This is a genomic window from Bacillus sp. FSL K6-0073, assembly GCF_038006085.1.
Lineage (GTDB): Bacteria > Bacillota > Bacilli > Bacillales > Bacillaceae_G > Bacillus_A > Bacillus_A cereus.
On the sequence record NZ_JBBOUN010000001.1, the window covers coordinates 1,262,837 to 1,280,146 of the forward strand.

Consider the following 17,310-nt stretch of genomic DNA (forward strand, 5'->3'; position numbering starts at 1 on the left):
AAGGGTATATGCCTATGATGGGCATATGCTCTTATTTTAAAAAAATAAAAGTAAGAATATTTTAAACTATCTTATTGCTTTTGAGAAAAACGGGGAGGTGCTTGACTATGGGACGTTATGTATTAAAACGTTTCGTGTACATGGCTTTGACATTATTTTTAATTACTACAATGACTTTCTTTTTGATGAAATTACTTCCGGGTTCTCCGCTTAAAAACCAGGAGAAACTATCACCGGCACAAAAAGAAATCATTCTTGAAAAATACGGATTGAATGATCCGGTACCAGTTCAATATGCACGTTACTTAGGTAACTTAGCAAAAGGTGATTTAGGGGTATCATTCCAATATGATAACCGCCCAGTAACAGACATGATTGTGGATCGTATTGGACCATCAGCCCAATTAGGTTTACAAGCGATTATATTAGGAACATTTATCGGTTTAATTTTAGGTATTGTTGCCGCACTTCGTAATAATACGTGGGTAGATTATAGTGCAACAGTTATTTCGGTACTCGGAATGTCGGTACCATCATTCGTATTCGCCGCATTACTGCAATATTTCGTAGGGGTAAAACTTGGCTGGTTCCCAGTAGCATTCTGGAAAGGACCAGAGTTTACTGTAATGCCTACAATTGCATTATCGATGGGAGTTATCGCAACAATCGCACGTTTCTCTCGTGCAGAATTAATTGAAGTTATGCAAGCCGATTACATTTTAACAGCGAAAGCGAAAGGAATTAGCCAAGGCGTTATCATTGTCAAACATGCACTTCGTAACGCGTTAATTCCAGTTGTAACAATTTTAGGACCAATGGTTGCGGCATTAATTACAGGAACACTTGTTATCGAGCAAATTTATGCTGTACCAGGACTTGGGGAACAATTCGTTAAATCGATTACTTTAAATGACTATACAGTTATTATGGGAACTACGATTTTCTATAGTGCGATCTTCATTTTAGTTATTTTCATTGTCGATATTTTATACGGAATTATTGATCCTCGTATTCGTTTAGCGGGAGGGAAAAAATGATGAAAGATGTACAAAAATTATCTCCAGATTTATTTCAACAAGCCAATCAAAATAATGTTGATAATGAAGTCATTGCCCGTCCAAGCTTAACGTTTTGGCAAGATGTAAGAAGACGTTTATTCCAACATAAAGGTGCGATGCTTGGCCTTGTATTGTTAGTTATCATTGCGCTATTAGCGATTTTTGGACCGATGGTAAGTAAACACTCGTATAAAGAGCAAGATTTAGGTCGTGCGAAATTACCACCAAAAATTCCAGTTATTGAAAATGTTCATTGGTTACCATTTGACGGTACAGATCAATATGGTGTTGACCAATATGAAAAACGTGATATTAAAGAGTACTTCTGGTTTGGTACAGATGACCTTGGCCGTGACTTATGGACAAGAACATGGGAAGGTACACGCGTATCATTATATATCGCTCTTTTAGCGGCAGCAATTGACTTAGTAATTGGGGTTGCATACGGAGGTATTTCAGCATTCTACGGCGGTAGAGTAGATAACATTATGCAACGTATTATGGAGATTATTAACGGTATTCCATACTTAATCATCGTTATTTTAATGGTAATCATTATGGGATCTGGTATTTGGTCAATTACACTTGCGATGGCGATTACAGGTTGGATAGGGATGTCGCGTATTGTTCGTGGACAAATCTTAAAGTTAAAAAACCAAGAATATGTATTAGCATCTCGTACATTAGGTGCAACAAATACACAATTAATTGTGAAACATTTAATTCCAAACGTAATGGGACCTATTATCGTAATGACAATGTTTACAATTCCATCAGCGGTGTTTGGTGAAGCGTTCTTAAGTTTCATCGGTTTAGGAATTCAGCCACCATTTGCGTCACTAGGTTCTCTTGTAAATGATGGTTATAAATCTATTCAAACGTATCCGCATATGATGTTCATCCCTGCGGTTGTCATCAGTATATTAATTTTAGCGTTTAACTTAATGGCAGACGGATTACGCGACGCGTTAGATCCAAAAATGCGTAAGTAAAAGAGGGGAGAGGCAAAGATGAAAACATTGTTAGAGGTAAAAGATTTACAAGTCTCCTTTGATACACATGCAGGTGAAGTACAAGCTGTACGCGGCGTTACTTTTGATTTGAAAAAAGGAGAAACATTGGCGATTGTAGGAGAATCTGGTTCAGGGAAATCAGTTACTTCTAAAGCGTTAATGGGATTAATTCCGAATCCTCCTGGACGCATTAAAAATGGTGAAATCGTATTTGAAGGTCGTGACTTAACAAAATTAACAGAAAAAGAAATGCAGCAAGTACGGGGTAAAGATATTGCGATGATTTTCCAAGATCCAATGACATCATTAAACCCAACGATGACAATTGGAAATCAAATTATGGAAGGTCTAATTAAACACCAAGGGATGAGTAAAGCAGATGCACGTAAAGTTGCTTTAGAGTTAATTGACCTTGTAGGTATTCCAAATCCAGAAGCTCGTTTAAAACAATATCCTCACCAATTCTCAGGTGGTATGAGACAGCGTGTAGTTATTGCGATGGCGTTAGCTTGTAACCCGAAATTATTAATTGCCGATGAGCCGACAACAGCGCTAGACGTTACAATTCAGGCGCAAATTTTAGAACTTATGAAAGACATTCAGCAAAAAACAGAAGCAGCAATCATTTTCATTACGCATGACTTAGGTGTAGTAGCAAACGTTGCGGACCGAGTGGCAGTTATGTACGCTGGTAAAGTTGTTGAAATTGGAACTGTAGATGAAATTTTCTACAATCCGAAACATCCATATACTTGGGGTTTAATCGCATCTATGCCAAGTTTAGATGGTTCAGAAGAAGAGTTATATGCAATCCCTGGAACACCTCCAGATTTATTGAAGCCGCCAAAGGGAGATGCTTTTGCACCACGTAACCCACAGGCACTGAAAATTGATTTTGAAATGGACCCACCTTTATTTAAAGTAAGTGATACGCACTATGCGGCAACTTGGTTACTTCACGAGCAAGCTCCAGAAGTAAAACCGCCGGCAGTCGTTGAAAAACGCATTCTTCAAATGAAAGCAGGTGAACAACATGACTAAACAACGTGAGAAATTAATTGAAGTAAAAAATGTAAAGCAGCACTTCGACGTGAGTGGTGGTGTTGTCAAAGCGGTTAATGATATTTCATTTGATATTTACCGCGGAGAAACATTTGGTCTTGTAGGAGAATCAGGTTGTGGTAAATCGACAACTGGAAGAACGATTATTCGTTTATATGATGCAACTGCTGGTGAAGTGTTATTCGATGGTGAAAATGTACATGGTAAAAAATCACGCGCAGAGCTGAAGAAATTCAACCGTAAAATGCAAATGATTTTCCAAGATCCATATGCATCATTAAACCCTCGTATGACAGTAGGGGATATTATTGCAGAAGGTATCGATATTCACGGACTAGCGAAAAGTAAAAAAGAGCGCATGGACCGTGTTCATGAACTATTAAACACAGTTGGTTTAAATAAAGAGCACGCGAACCGTTTCCCACACGAATTCTCAGGTGGACAACGTCAGCGTATCGGTATCGCTCGAGCGCTTGCTGTAGACCCAGAATTTATCATTGCCGATGAGCCAATCTCAGCACTTGACGTATCGATTCAGGCGCAAGTTGTAAACTTACTGAAAAAGCTACAAAAAGAAAAAGGTTTAACATACTTATTCATCGCCCATGATTTATCAATGGTAAAATACATTAGTGACCGTATTGGTGTAATGTATCGTGGCCAAATCGTTGAGTTAACAACAAGTGATGAATTATATGCGAATCCAATTCATCCATATACGAAATCACTATTATCAGCGATTCCACTTCCAGATCCGGATTATGAGCGCAATCGTAAACGTATCGTATATGATCCATCACAGCATAATTATGGTAGTGAAGCACCAACAATGCGTGAAATTCGCCCAGGACATTTCGTACTATGTTCTGAAGCGGAGTACAAGAAATATAAAGAGATTTATCAATAAGAAAAAGAGCCATTCTTCTGTTATGGAAGGATGGCTCTTTTCTACTATATAAAAGAATTGTATACATTTGTCGGTCAGTCGATATATTTAAGGAATCGCCGATATAAATCTCATGTATCATTAGTGATATCCATATGCAAAATTACTGAACTTGAACAGAAACATTCTCCTCTTGTTCTTCAGGTTTAACAAGGGCATAACGCTCCCACGCTCTACTTTTCCAGCGGAAGAACATAATAATGGCACGTGTCCATTCGTCGATGGCGATTGCTAGCCAAATACCAACGAGACCCATATCTAAATGAAAGGCGAAAAAGTAACCTAGTGGTAAACTCATTAACACCATAGAGAATGCACCGATTAAAACAGGATATTTTGCATCACCAGCTGCACGAAGCGAATTAATGATGACGATGTTCATCGTACGTCCCGTTTCAAGTAGTACACTTAGTAAAAGAACACTTGCGCCTAACCCGATAATGTGCGGATTATCTGTAAATAGTCCCATTAATTGTGTACGGAATATAATAACGAGAGCGACCATACATAAAGTTACACCAATTGCCCATTTTACACTTTTCCACAAGCGTTCGTATGCTTCATCCTTTTCGCCACCACCAACGAGGCGGCCAATAATAATGGCTGTTCCCATACCAATCGCAATTGCAAATAAATAAGTGAACATGGAAATGTTAGTAGCGTATTGTCTAGCAGCTAATGATTCCGTTCCTAAGTACGTTGCGTAATAAAGGAAGACGATTTGACAAGCTTGATACATCACTTGTTCAAATGCAGATGGAATGCCAATTTTTAAAATTTTCCCAATGTATTCTTTGGATAAAGTGAAGTAATATTGTAATTTCACACGATATTCCATAACGCGGTATAGTAACCAGAAGAAAACAATAAGTGCGATCAATCGACTGATAGCGGAAGAAATTGCAGCCCCTTGTACACCGAGCTCAGGGAAACCAAATTTTCCGAAAATGAGTACGTAGTTTCCAGCGATATGAATCATATTCATTCCGAGTGAAATAAACATCGCTTGCTTTGTAAAACCGTGTACACGGATAATTGCGGCTAATGAGTTAATAATAGCTTGTAGGAAGATGGCTCCTCCGACGATAGATAAGTAGTTTTGCGCATACGTTAGTACATCGCCTTGTAAGTTCATTGCGAGCATCATATGTTTCGAAAATAAAAGAAAACCAGCGCTTATAACGAGCCCAACTATTAAATTTAATGTGACGGCTAATGCTGATATTTTAGATGCTTCCATAAAGCGTTTGGAACCGAGGTATTGAGATACAACGATAGCAGCGCCGTTCCCGATGACTTCTAATACCAAAATCGCAATATGAAGATATTGATTCGCTGCACCAACCCCAGATACAGCATCGTCTGATAATGCACTTAACATGAAAGTATCAGCGATCCCCATTAACATAAAAAGAAAAACTTCTAGAAAAATAGGCCATGTTAATAAGAATAAACTTAATTTCTCAGTAGGCCCGTTTTTTGCTTGAATTGCTGCCATGTCCGTCCCCTCTTTACCGATATCTATTTTTAGCAAAATGTATCGTAACATACTTTCTTAACCTTTGCACTCATTTTAGCCTACATATTTTTATTATGAAGAGAGTGCTATTTTATGATAAAAACAAAAGGATAATTATACATAAAATATTATGAGATATAAAATTCATTTTTATCTGATAATTTAGAAGAGTGTAAAAAAATGTTATTTTTAACACTTTAGTAAGAATAATCAGCAATATGAAACGTTTACAAAGGTATATTTTTTAACGGAAAATTTTAATGAAATAGAAATATAAATATACAAAAAATATATTTGTGTGTATAATATGAATTATTAGAACATATATATATTTCTTTTTATTTGAAAATGAAAGGGTTAACATTTTTTTGGAGGGTGGAAGTATGAAAAAAAAGATACCAGTTTTTGTAGCATCAACAGTAGCGATGAGCATGATGTTAGGGGCATGTAGCTATCAAAAAGATGAATCGCAAGCAAACGCTAAAGGGGATAGCGGAAAAAGCGGCGCGAAGCAAGTTATTAACTTAATTGAAACACAAGAAATTCCAACGATGGATCCAGCGTTATCAGCTGATGCAGTTTCTTCAAGAGTAATGACTAATACGATGGAAGGCTTATACAGTTTAGGAAAAGATGATAAGCTAGTTCCTGGTGTAGCGAAGGAATTCAAAAAATCAGAAGATGGTAAAAAATATACATTTAAATTACGTGAAGACGCAAAATGGTCAAATGGTGAGCCTGTGACGGCAAAAGATTTCGTATATGCATGGCAAAGAGCGATTAACCCAGATACAGCTGCGAAATCAGCGTACATTATGTATGATATAAAAAATGCAGAGAAAATTAATAAAAAAGAGATGAGTCCGGATCAATTAGGGGTAAAGGCGATTGATGATTATACATTAGAAGTGGAATTAGATAATTCAATTCCATACCTTGTAGATTTAATGGTATATCCAATCTTCTATCCTGCGAATGAAAAGTTTGTGAAAGAGCAAGGTACGAAGTTTGGTTTAGAAGCGAATACAACGCTTTATAACGGGCCATTTACACTAAGTGATTGGCAACATGAACGTAGCTTTAAAATGACAAAGAGCGCGTCATATTGGGACAATAAAGAAGTAAAGATTGAAGAAGTAAACTTTAATATTGTAAAAGATACATCTACGCCAATTAACTTATATGAAACAAATGCAATTGATCGAGCGTCGTTATTAGCGGAGTTTATTGATAAATATAAAGGAAAACCAGATTTCCAAACAGTAGAAGATACATCTGTATTCTTCCTTCGTTTAAATCAAAAAGATCCAGCTTTAGCAAATAAAAATATTCGTAAAGCAATTTCACTTGCTTTTGACCGTAAGCCATTCGTGGATACATTATTAAATAACGGTTCTAAGCCAGCGACAGGATTAATTCCTGATAACTTCATTAAAGGACCAGATAAAAAAGATTTCCGTGCTGTAAACGGGGATATTGTAAAACCAAACGTGAAAGAAGCGAAGAAATATTGGGAAGCTGGTAAAAAAGAACTTGGTAAAAATGAAATCGAATTAGAATTATTAAATGAAGATGTAGAGTTATCAAAGAAAACTGGTGAATATTTAAAAGGTGAATTAGAAAAGAATTTACCAGGTTTAACAGTGAAAATTAAACAACAACCATTCGCACAAAAACTAAAATTAGAAGATGCGGGCGATTATGTCATGTCATTCTCTGGATGGAGTGCGGACTTCCCAGATCCAATTACATATCTTGATATGTTTGTAACAGATGGATCACAAAATAAGATGAAGTACTCTAATCCAAAATACGATGAAATCATTATGAAGGCGAAAAAAGATGGAAGCGATGTAAATGCTCGTTGGAAGAACTTATTAGAAGCAGAAAAAATGTTACTTGATGATGCTGCGATCGTTCCAGTATATCAACGTGGTAGAGCATATTTACAAAGAGATTCAATTAAAAATATGTACAACCATAAATATGGCGGCGATTTAAGCTTTAAATGGGCTTCAGTAGAGAAATAAGAAAAAAAGCAGGTGATCACCTGCTTTTTTTAATACGTTCGTTTCTTATAAATGCCTTTTCCGCCAACTTGGTTCCAGCCAGATTGTACATCCAAACTTTTGTTAACAAACTTCATTTTTTCTTTTCCACCAAAGAGCTTTTCGCCGATGCTATTTGTAATGACACCAATCAATGCTGTTATTCCGATGATGAGGGCAGCAACCGTAATAAAATCAATAAAAAAAGCAATCATTTGAAAACTCCCCCTTTGCCTGTCTGTATGTTTATTGTATGAGATAAAAAATGAAAAAGAAAGAAATGTCAGAAAAATATTTAATTTACTTTAGAAATCATGTAGACAGGAGGGAGGATATTTGTTAAAATAAGAACAAGTGTTCCTTTTTATTCTCATTTGTATAGTCTTACATTTCTTAATTGATTTATCAAGAAAAAGTAAGAAAACGTTCTCTTTTTCATAGGGAAGATTATAGATAAATAACTATATATTATATGAAAAATCTATGGGAAGTGAGTAGTAAAAGGGTTGAAAGTTATTGTTAAAGTACAGCTAAAATGAGCGTAATCATGTTACATAGCAGTGAAATACACGGGAGAGTTTTCTCAACTAGCAGGAAATTTACTGTATATTTCTTGCAAAATCTATTGTATAATGATTATAGAAGTTACTTATTAAAAGTAATTGTTGTTTATTATAAGTTGTTGCTTACATGAAATGTGATTTTTGTACTTTTCAATAAGACAAGTTATCACGAAAAATTGCTGAAGTTAGAAATTAAAACTGTATTTAGTACAGAATTTGTACTCTTTAAGGAGAGTGAGCTTTGTATGGTAACATTATATAGTTCTCCAAGCTGTACGTCTTGTAGAAAGGCGAAATTATGGCTAGAGGAAAATCATATTCCCTATACAGAACGTAATATTTTCTCAGATCCATTAACGATTGAGGAAATTAAAGAGATTTTACGTATGACAGAAAGCGGAACGGATGAGATTATTTCTACTCGTTCGAAAGTTTTCCAAGAATTGAATGTAAACTTAGAGTCTTTACCACTTCAAGATTTATATAAGATGATTCGTGACTATCCAGGGATTTTACGTCGTCCAATTATGATTGACGAGAAACGCCTTCAAGTTGGTTACAACGAAGACGAAATTCGTCGTTTCTTACCACGTACAGTAAGAACGTTCCAATTACGTGAAGCACAACGTCTTGTAAATTAATTATAATAATATGAAAACCTTCTACCTATTATATAGTAGAAGGTTTTTTTTAATGTTTCACATTGCGTAATCGAACTTGTTGTACAATAAAGCCGATGCATAAAATAGTGAAAATGAACAAATAAGGAATGCTTGCAGTGAAACTTGGATTGTTATGAAAAAAGGTTGCAAGTCTGTCTTCATGTGTAACCATTTTTCCTGCAGTATAGGCAAGAATTGCTGCACCGCAATAAATGAGGAATGGAAATCGCTCCATAAGTATTAAAATAAGTTTGCTGCCCCAAATAATAATCGGGATAGAAATGAGTAAGCCGATTATGACGAGTAAAAATCTCCCGTGAGCTGCACCTGCAATGGCAATAACATTATCAAACCCCATAACGAGATCCGCGAAAACAATTGTCCGCACAGCTTGAAATAAAGTTGTTTTTCCTTGAATAGAAGAAAGATCGTTGCTATTATCGGTTAATAAATTGACTGCAATTAATGTAAGTAAAACCCCGCCAATCAATTGTAGAAATGGAATGTCGAGTAAATAGACAGCTAGTATAGTAAGGACAATTCTTAGTACAATCGCTAAAAGAGTACCGATCAAAATAGCCTTATTTCGTTTCGATTCAGGTAAATTTCGGCTAGCTAGTGCGATGACGATTGCATTGTCACCACCTAATACAACATCGATACCGACAATCATTAGTACGGATGTTAAAAACTCTAAGTCCATTCGTCTGCCTCCATTTATGATGTTTTAATAAGCGAACTATATGTATGTGATGAAGAAAGTTGTTGTTAAATAATCTCTTCTAATAGAAGTTTCACTTTATTACAGTGTACGGGGGAATGTGGAAATGTATGTCCAAATTTTTTGTAAGTAAGAAATCGCTATAATAATATATTTACGTAGTTGATCGAGTAAAGATAGGCATATAACTATTTTTGTAAAATAAATCGATTTTATTTCCATTCTGGAGAATCTTATCATAAAATGAGAGTACAAGAATCTATTGATTTGTCATATGAGTGGGGAATCCCTTCATAACAATTCTAAGCAGGAAGGGAGAGTTGTATTTTGGATATTGAAAGAATTAATGATCATACGATGAAATTTTTTATTACGTACATTGATATAGAGGATAGAGGATTTAATCGTGAAGAGATTTGGTATGATCGCGAACGAAGTGAAGAGCTCTTTTGGGAGATGATGGACGAAGCTCGTGATCATGACGATTTCTTTATTGATGGACCGTTATGGATTCAAGTGCAAGCAGTCGATAAAGGGATTGAAGTACTTGTCACGAAAGCAGAGCTTTCAAAAGACGGGCAAAAGCTGGAACTACCGATAGGGGTAGACAAAATTATAGATATTCCTCTAGATGAAGGCATCGAATCATTATTCCAACAAGAATTAGTCGAAGAGGTAGAAGAACAAACAGGAACAAACTTTAATGAAGATGGTACGTTTGGCTTTTTAATTAAGTTTAATGATTTTGAAGATGTCATTTCATTAAGTCATCGTCTTATCTTTGAAGATATAAAAGATGAGCTGTATTCATTTGAGAACCGCTATTATGTATATGTGGAATTCGATGAAGTGCTACATGATGAAGAAGAAATCGATCGTATTTTAAGTATTATTTTAGAATATGGGGAAGAATCAACTTTAACAATTCATCGTGTAAGTGAGTATGGAAAACAAATTGTGAAAGAGCATGCTCTTGAAACGATTCGCAATAATTTTCCTGCTAAAACGTAGGCCGATTTCTGTAGTATGAAATCGGCTTTTTATATGAAGAATAGGAAAGCTTTCTTAGTTAGGAGGTAAGAGATGAAAAATACGTTAAAGCTGATTTTCTTTATACTGCTATTGTTCGCATTATTTGTTTCGTTACGTATGTTTATTGATGTAGCATTTTATTCAGATGTGATTGGGATAAAAGATGTTTCGATTTTAGGTATTATCAGTATTTTATTTACAGTATCTGCGTTTTTAATTGGTTGCGTTATTTTCTTAGAAAATCGACATCCATCTAAAACACTTACATGGTTAATTGTTTTAGGAATTTTTCCGGTATTTGGCTTCTTTGCTTATTTATTATTTGGACAAAATTTTCGGAGAAAAAGAATGTTCCAAAAGAAGGCGTTACTTGATGAACAGGCGTTTTTACAATATAAAGGGCATGAAGATTACGAAGAACGAATTTTACGCAATCATAAGCATCAAGAACTGTTATTTCGTTTAGCGGATCGATTAGGTGCTTTAAATATTTCATTTCAAACTGAAACGAGGACATTAACAAATGGAGATGAAACGTTTCGGGCTATTTTAAATGGGTTAAAACGAGCGAAACATCACATTCATATGGAATATTACATTGTGCGTGATGATAAGTTAGGAACAGAAATTAAAGATATTTTAATACAAAAATCGAAAGAAGGCGTTGTTGTTCGCTTTTTATATGATGCGGTTGGAAGTTTTAAGTTATCGAAATCGTATATTGAAGAATTAAACGATGCAGGTGTAGAAATGATTCCATTCTTTCCTGTGCGCTTTCCGATTTTAAACGATAAAATTAATTATCGAAATCATAGGAAAATTGTTGTGATTGATGGGAACGAAGGGTTTGTAGGCGGTTTAAATATCGGTGATGAGTATTTAGGGAAAAATAAATATTTTGGCTTTTGGCGAGACACACATTTATATTTGCGTGGTGAAGCTGTACAAAGTTTACAGCTTATTTTCCTTCAAGATTGGTTTTATATGACTGGGGAGGCTGTGCTAGCCCCTGAATATTTACAAGCAAAAGCAGTTGAGGGTGATCATTGGGGAGGAGTGCAGCTAGTTGCAGGTGGCCCCGATAATAAGTGGGAAACGATTAAGCATTTATATTTTGCAATGATCGCTTCTGCTCGAAAATCTATTTGGATTGCAACGCCGTATTTTATTCCGGATGATGATATTTTATCCGCATTAAAGGTTGCTGCACTTGCTGGTATTGATGTTCGTTTATTAATGCCGAGTAAACCGGATAAGCGGACTGTCTTTTATGCATCGAGATCGTACTTCCCAGAACTTTTAGACGCAGGAGTAAAGATATATGAATATGAAAAAGGTTTTCTTCATAGTAAAGTTGTCATCGTCGATTCTGATTTAGCTTCAATTGGGACAGCTAATATGGATATGAGAAGTTTTCATTTGAATTTTGAAGTAAATGCCTTTTTATATGATACAGAGAGCATTAGAAGACTTGTTCAAGACTTTAAAGATGATTTAGAAGAATCAAGTGAAATTCATGTTGATCATTTTCATAAAAGACGTCTTCATAGACGAATTGTTGAATCAACGTACCGCTTATTATCACCTTTATTATAAAAAGAGATGTCCGAAATTGGGACATCTCTTTTTTTAAAAGGAATTTGTAACAAATTGTAGAATATAAGGAGCTGAAAGGGTGTGATTACGATATTTATCGCTAAAAGAGAAAACGGAGAAAAAATTCATTTACTCTATAATTGTAATGAAGAGCTTTTGCGCCGTATGCGTCAACAAGAACGATTCTTTTGTGTAGCTTGTGGAAAGGAAGTGCAAATGAAATTAGGGAAACAAAAAAGTTGGCATTTTGCTCATAAAAAAGTGAATTCATGTCTTGCCTTTTATGAAGCGGAATCAACGTATCATATGCATGGTAAAGAATTGTTATATAGATGGTTTAAGCGTCAAAACTTTCAGGTGGATATAGAGTACTACCTTCCAGAAATTAAGCAACGACCAGATGTTTTTGTAGAGAGGGCGGGCAGAAAAATTGCAATTGAATACCAATGTGCAAACCTCGCTATAGAGCAGCTGTACAAAAGAACATATTCGTATTGGCAAGCTGGTATACAGGTCATTTGGATCGTTGGTGGAAATCAATTAAAAAGGCAATCTGCATATTGGATGAAATTTTCCTCACTTATGGCTTTCTCCTTACAATCTTATCCTCAGCCACTTCTTATTTTCTTCTGTCCGAAACAAAAATCATTTATGAAATGTGCATTTGTCACTCCCTTTTCTACAAATGTCTTTTTCTCACATACTATATATTTACCAACTGATACGACTACTTTTGAAATTCTTTTTTCTCCCGTGCCTTTCGGGAAAGAAAGATTGGGTGAAGAGTGGAAGAAGAGAAAGAACTACTTCCGCAAAAATGCCCTGCCGATTTGGAATTATAATTATAAGTCATTATTACGCCTCTTATATCAATTTAAATGTACCCCAGCAAGCTTTCCTTCTGAAATTGGTGTTCCACTCCCTTCTGCATTTGCTTTACAAACAAGCCCATTTATATGGCAAGCTTTCCTATATATGAAGTGTGTAGGGGAGCTTGCAGTAGGAGAGTGTATTTCTCTTCAATACGTGTGTAGTTATGTAAAAAGGTATACGAAAAGGCGGATACTTCCGTACTTTTCAAAGCACATATGGAAAGTGGCAGTTACTGAATATATGACATTTTTATGCTATATAGGTGTTTTGCGTAAAGTGGGAACTTATACATACCGGAAAATAAGGGATATCGTGATGTTAAAAACAGAGGAGGAAATTATGAAACATGATGAGATTTGCTTAATACATGCGCTATCTTTATTTGAGGTGAATTTTAACATGAGAGGAGGAAAAGGGGATATAATAAAGAATGATTGTGAAGGAATTACATAAGAAAAAAACGAATTGTACTTAAGTAGAGATATTTAAAGGAGGGCTTAAAGAATGTCTGAACAAAACAAAGCGAAAGCATTACCAGATCGCAACGAGATTGAAGAAGCAAGTACGTGGCGATTAGAAGATATTTTCCAAACGGATGCAGAATGGGAAAAAGAATTCCAAGCTATTAAAGAGCTATTGCCGAAGTTAACTGAATTTAAAGGGAAACTTGGTGACTCTGCGGACAATTTACTTGAGGCATTGCAATATGAAGATGAAATTTCAATGCGATTAGGTAAGTTATATACATATGCTCATATGCGTTACGATCAAGATACAACAAACTCTGTATATCAAGCATTAAATGATCGCGCAACAAATTTATATTCACAAGTATCTAGCAGCACAGCGTATATTGTGCCTGAAATTTTATCGATTTCAGAAGATACACTGCAAACATTCTTGAAGGAAAATAGAGATTTAAGTGTATATGAACATGCATTAGAAGAAATTACACGTCAACGCCCGCACGTATTATCAGAAGCTGAGGAAGCTTTATTAGCGGAAGCATCTGAAGTAATGAGTTCATCAAGCAATACATTCGGTATGTTGAATAACGCGGATTTAAAATTCCCATCTATTAAAGGGGAAGACGGAGAAGAAATAGAAATTACACATGGCCGTTACATTCAGTTTTTAGAAAGTGATGATCCTCGTGTTCGCAAAGATGCATTTAAAGCTGTATATGAAACGTACGGAAAATTTAAAAACACATTCGCGAGTACGTTAAGCGGAGCAGTAAAACGTAATAATTTCAATGCGCGTGTTCGTAAATATGATTCTGCTCGCCAAGCTGCACTGAGCAATAATAATATTCCGGAAGCAGTATACGATCAACTCGTTGAAACAGTAAATGACAACTTACATTTATTACACCGTTACATCGATATTCGTAAGCGTGCACTAGGACTTGATGAGCTTCATATGTATGATTTATATACACCACTTGTACCAGAAGTGAAAATGAATGTGAAATACGAAGAAGCGCAAGACCTTTTATTAAAATCTTTAAACGTACTTGGTGATGAATATGTTGATATTTTGAAAGAGGCATATGAAAATCGCTGGGTAGATGTGTATGAGAATAAAGGAAAACGAAGCGGTGCATATTCATCTGGTGCATATGGAACAAATCCGTATATTTTAATGAACTGGCATGATAATGTAAATAATTTATTTACACTTGCTCATGAGTTTGGTCATTCGGTGCATAGTTACTATACAAGAAAAACACAACCGCACGTATATGGTGATTATTCCATCTTCGTAGCAGAAGTGGCATCTACTTGTAATGAAGCGCTTCTAAATGATTATTTATTAAAAACGACAGAAGATAAGAAAGAGCGTCTATATTTATTAAATCATTATTTAGAAGGGTTCCGTGGTACTGTATTCCGTCAAACGATGTTTGCAGAGTTTGAACATATTATTCATAAGAAAGTACAAGAAGGACATGCTGTTACGCCAGACATGCTAACGGAAATTTACTACGATTTAAATAAGAAATATTTTGGTGACGCTTTAGTAATCGACGAAGAGATTGGTTTAGAATGGTCTCGTATTCCACACTTCTACTACAACTATTACGTATATCAATACGCAACAGGATTTAGTGCAGCGACAGCTCTATCTAAACAGATTTTAGAAGAAGGACAACCAGCAGTAGAACGTTATATTAACGAGTTCTTAAAAGCAGGAAGCTCTGATTATCCAATTGAAGTGCTGAAAAAAGCAGGAGTAGATATGGCATCTCCTGAACCAGTAAAAGAGGCGCTACAAGTATTTGAAGAGAAATTAAATGAATTAGAAGCATTATTATTTGAAGAAAAGTAATGAAAAAAGACGAGGGATTGTATCCTCGTCTTTTTTGTTGAATAGATTTAATGTCGATATTTGTTGAAGAGAAAGGTGGATTTCTTTGTTTTTTCTAACTGAAAGGATAGCTTTACGGCTGATTTTTGAAATTAAAACCCTTTGAATCGTTTTTTATAATTGAAATAAGAGAGTGTGATAACGATGATTCCGAATAAAAGAGGTAAGGCAATAATTTTAGGAAAAGCTTGTAGTAGAGAGAGGATGTACAAGAAAAAAGAAACGATGACAGCTAGAAAGAGAAGAGCAATATAAGATTTTTTCATAAATAAACCCCCTAAATGACCTTTTTTATAGCTTATTCAAAAATGAAAACGTTTAGAATGTGACAAAAGTGTGAAATTCGACAAAAGGGGTTGTCATCTGACGTCGAATCTTGTAATATAATAAGCGTGAACGAATTCACATACAAACATATACCCCTTTGTTTGAACGTGAAAATTTCTCCCATCCCCTTTAATATTTTTATAAGCCGTAAAGAAGAAGACCTGGTGTTTACACCAGGTCTTTTTCTTTTGCTATCCATTTCCAATAACGTTCGCATTTTACTTCTATCATTTGTACTTTTCGTTTCAGTTGTAATTTTTTTAGTTCGCGTTCAATTTCTTGTTGCGGACAGTCATAAATAAATGCTACTTCTTTTGAAGATATAAATTGTGTTGCTTCTAGTAGCACTTCTAAAGGTGGTAATGGTTCTGGCTCAATTTCACATTTTACAAGTTCTTTCAATAATTGTACGTATACATCGTAGGAATAATTTCCAGCGATTTTAATACCTTCTTCATCTGAGTTCGCATGAAAAAAGACGAGGGAAGGTATTTCTGTAATATGCATTTCATTCGTGAATTTCAAGTCACATTGGAAAGCTTTTTTTGCACTAGCAGAATGTAGATCTTTTTTAAATTCTTCTACATCAATATTGCTATCTCTCGCACATGCAAGTAATAGTTCGCAGTCAGGGTTTGATACATTTTCAAGGAAAATGTATTCTTGGAGTTTTCGCAAAAACTTCGAACCTGCTTTTCGGCCTTGCAACTCCGCTGCCTTAATTGCCATCGAAACTAAATATGGTGTTGACGATGCTTCTTGCATATGTACCTTTCCATCACATGAAAAACCTTGTAAACTGGTTGTCTTTTCCCACACAAATCGAATATTAGCAGGTTTATTCCATTTGTGTGAGGAAGCGTTCGTTCCATCCACTTTTCCTGTTACGATATGACGAATAGAGAAGTATTTCCCGTATTCAAGCCATAGTTTAATAATAAAAGGCTCAATTTCCCAGCAATCTTTACAAAGTGGATCAATAAATAAATATGCTTCTACAGACTTATGCTCACATGCGGAAGGAGATGGCATATTTATATGCTTTGCTTCCTGCTTATCCATTACACTTCACCTGTTTCGTTTGGAGTATTAACCATATGCTGAGCGGTTAATGCTAAACGTTCAAAAACAAACTCTCTTATATGACCATGCACTCCAGTATCATCCATTGCTTGCTCCATACATGATAGCCAAGCCTCTGCTCGTTTCGGGGTAATCTCAAACGGGAGATGGCGCGCTCTTAACATAGGATGACCATGTTCTTCAGTGTACAAATTAGGACCACCTAAATATTGTGTTAAAAATTGCTTCTGCTTCCTAGCGGTTTCTGTTAAATCTTCCGGGAAGATGGGAGATAAGTCAGGGTGTTTACTGACATAGGAATAAAATGTATCTACTAATATTGCAATGCATTGTTCACCGCCAATTGCTTCAAATGGTGTCATCGGTTGCTTGCTCATCCTTTATAAACTCCTTTTTCCATGAAATGTATATCTATTGTAGCAATGGAATGTTCGAGA

At 35.5% G+C, this 17,310-nt stretch carries 16 protein-coding genes; 10 read left to right on the plus strand and 6 right to left on the minus strand.

Annotation, left to right across the window (positions count from 1 at the left end; all coding sequences use genetic code 11):
• Positions 1 to 107 precede the first annotated feature (107 nt).
• The 4 genes from opp3b to MHB52_RS06650 are packed head-to-tail and all read left to right on the plus strand — an operon-like array spanning position 108 to position 4,040.
• Positions 108 to 1,037, plus strand: a complete 930-nt coding sequence (gene opp3b / locus MHB52_RS06635; protein WP_000534172.1) for an oligopeptide ABC transporter permease — start codon at positions 108 to 110, stop codon at positions 1,035 to 1,037.
• Positions 1,034 to 2,050 carry an oligopeptide ABC transporter permease gene (gene opp3C / locus MHB52_RS06640; protein ID WP_000974106.1) on the plus strand — a complete coding sequence of 339 codons (1,017 nt, stop codon included), beginning with the start codon at positions 1,034 to 1,036 and terminating at the stop codon, positions 2,048 to 2,050. Before opp3b ends, opp3C begins: the two co-directional genes overlap by 4 nt.
• Positions 2,051 to 2,068: 18 nt before the next feature.
• Positions 2,069 to 3,112 (plus strand): ABC transporter ATP-binding protein, encoded by a 1,044-nt coding sequence (locus MHB52_RS06645; protein WP_000854346.1) that lies wholly within the window; start codon positions 2,069 to 2,071, stop codon positions 3,110 to 3,112.
• Positions 3,105 to 4,040, plus strand: a complete 936-nt coding sequence (locus tag MHB52_RS06650) for an ABC transporter ATP-binding protein (protein ID WP_000166348.1) — start codon at positions 3,105 to 3,107, stop codon at positions 4,038 to 4,040. Before MHB52_RS06645 ends, MHB52_RS06650 begins: the two co-directional genes overlap by 8 nt.
• Before the next feature lie 142 nt (positions 4,041 to 4,182).
• On the opposite strand, the gene MHB52_RS06655 is transcribed toward MHB52_RS06650, so the two are convergent.
• Positions 4,183 to 5,628 carry an MATE family efflux transporter gene (locus tag MHB52_RS06655; RefSeq protein WP_016117419.1) on the minus strand — a complete coding sequence of 482 codons (1,446 nt, stop codon included), beginning with the start codon at positions 5,626 to 5,628 and terminating at the stop codon, positions 4,183 to 4,185.
• A 353-nt stretch (positions 5,629 to 5,981) separates the two neighbouring features.
• Between MHB52_RS06655 and MHB52_RS06660 the strand changes: the two genes are divergently transcribed.
• Complete coding sequence (locus tag MHB52_RS06660) at positions 5,982 to 7,628, plus strand: peptide ABC transporter substrate-binding protein (RefSeq protein WP_000727249.1); 1,647 nt, start codon at positions 5,982 to 5,984, stop codon at positions 7,626 to 7,628.
• 29 nt (positions 7,629 to 7,657) lie between these two features.
• Here the strand turns inward: MHB52_RS06660 and MHB52_RS06665 are convergent, their stop codons facing one another.
• Complete coding sequence (locus tag MHB52_RS06665; RefSeq protein WP_000559971.1) at positions 7,658 to 7,861, minus strand: hypothetical protein; 204 nt, start codon at positions 7,859 to 7,861, stop codon at positions 7,658 to 7,660.
• Between the two features lie 593 nt (positions 7,862 to 8,454).
• Between MHB52_RS06665 and spx the strand changes: the two genes are divergently transcribed.
• The gene (spx, locus tag MHB52_RS06670) at positions 8,455 to 8,850 is read left to right on the plus strand and encodes a transcriptional regulator Spx (RefSeq protein WP_000258267.1); all 396 of its coding nucleotides are present in this window, start codon (positions 8,455 to 8,457) and stop codon (positions 8,848 to 8,850) included.
• A 49-nt stretch (positions 8,851 to 8,899) separates the two neighbouring features.
• Here the strand turns inward: spx and MHB52_RS06675 are convergent, their stop codons facing one another.
• A complete protein-coding gene (locus MHB52_RS06675; RefSeq protein ID WP_000362615.1) occupies positions 8,900 to 9,574 on the minus strand; it encodes a TerC family protein in 675 nt (224 codons plus the stop codon).
• 345 nt (positions 9,575 to 9,919) lie between these two features.
• Here MHB52_RS06675 and mecA point away from each other — a divergent pair, with 345 nt between their 5' ends.
• The 4 genes from mecA (at position 9,920) to pepF (ending at position 15,424) form a co-directional block, all read left to right on the plus strand.
• On the plus strand, positions 9,920 to 10,603 hold the full coding sequence (gene mecA / locus MHB52_RS06680; protein ID WP_000350716.1) for an adaptor protein MecA: 684 nt from the start codon (positions 9,920 to 9,922) through the stop codon (positions 10,601 to 10,603).
• 72 nt (positions 10,604 to 10,675) lie between these two features.
• Positions 10,676 to 12,220, plus strand: coding sequence for a cardiolipin synthase (locus MHB52_RS06685; protein WP_000799195.1), 1,545 nt, complete (start codon positions 10,676 to 10,678; stop codon positions 12,218 to 12,220).
• Between the two features lie 81 nt (positions 12,221 to 12,301).
• Positions 12,302 to 13,546, plus strand: a complete 1,245-nt coding sequence (locus MHB52_RS06690; protein ID WP_061664360.1) for a competence protein CoiA — start codon at positions 12,302 to 12,304, stop codon at positions 13,544 to 13,546.
• Positions 13,547 to 13,597: 51 nt separating this feature from the next.
• Positions 13,598 to 15,424, plus strand: a complete 1,827-nt coding sequence (pepF, locus tag MHB52_RS06695) for an oligoendopeptidase F (protein WP_000003348.1) — start codon at positions 13,598 to 13,600, stop codon at positions 15,422 to 15,424.
• Between the two features lie 131 nt (positions 15,425 to 15,555).
• Here pepF and MHB52_RS06700 read toward each other — a convergent pair whose 3' ends face one another.
• The 3 genes from MHB52_RS06700 to MHB52_RS06710 all read right to left on the minus strand — a co-directional run bounded on the left by MHB52_RS06700 (position 15,556) and on the right by MHB52_RS06710 (position 17,250).
• Positions 15,556 to 15,729, minus strand: coding sequence for a hypothetical protein (locus MHB52_RS06700; RefSeq protein WP_000750355.1), 174 nt, complete (start codon positions 15,727 to 15,729; stop codon positions 15,556 to 15,558).
• Positions 15,730 to 15,958: 229 nt separating this feature from the next.
• Positions 15,959 to 16,852, minus strand: a complete 894-nt coding sequence (locus MHB52_RS06705) for a ClpXP adapter SpxH family protein (protein ID WP_000360656.1) — start codon at positions 16,850 to 16,852, stop codon at positions 15,959 to 15,961.
• Complete coding sequence (locus tag MHB52_RS06710) at positions 16,852 to 17,250, minus strand: globin domain-containing protein (protein WP_000043386.1); 399 nt, start codon at positions 17,248 to 17,250, stop codon at positions 16,852 to 16,854. Before MHB52_RS06710 ends, MHB52_RS06705 begins: the two co-directional genes overlap by 1 nt.
• Between the last annotated feature and the right edge of the window lie 60 nt (positions 17,251 to 17,310).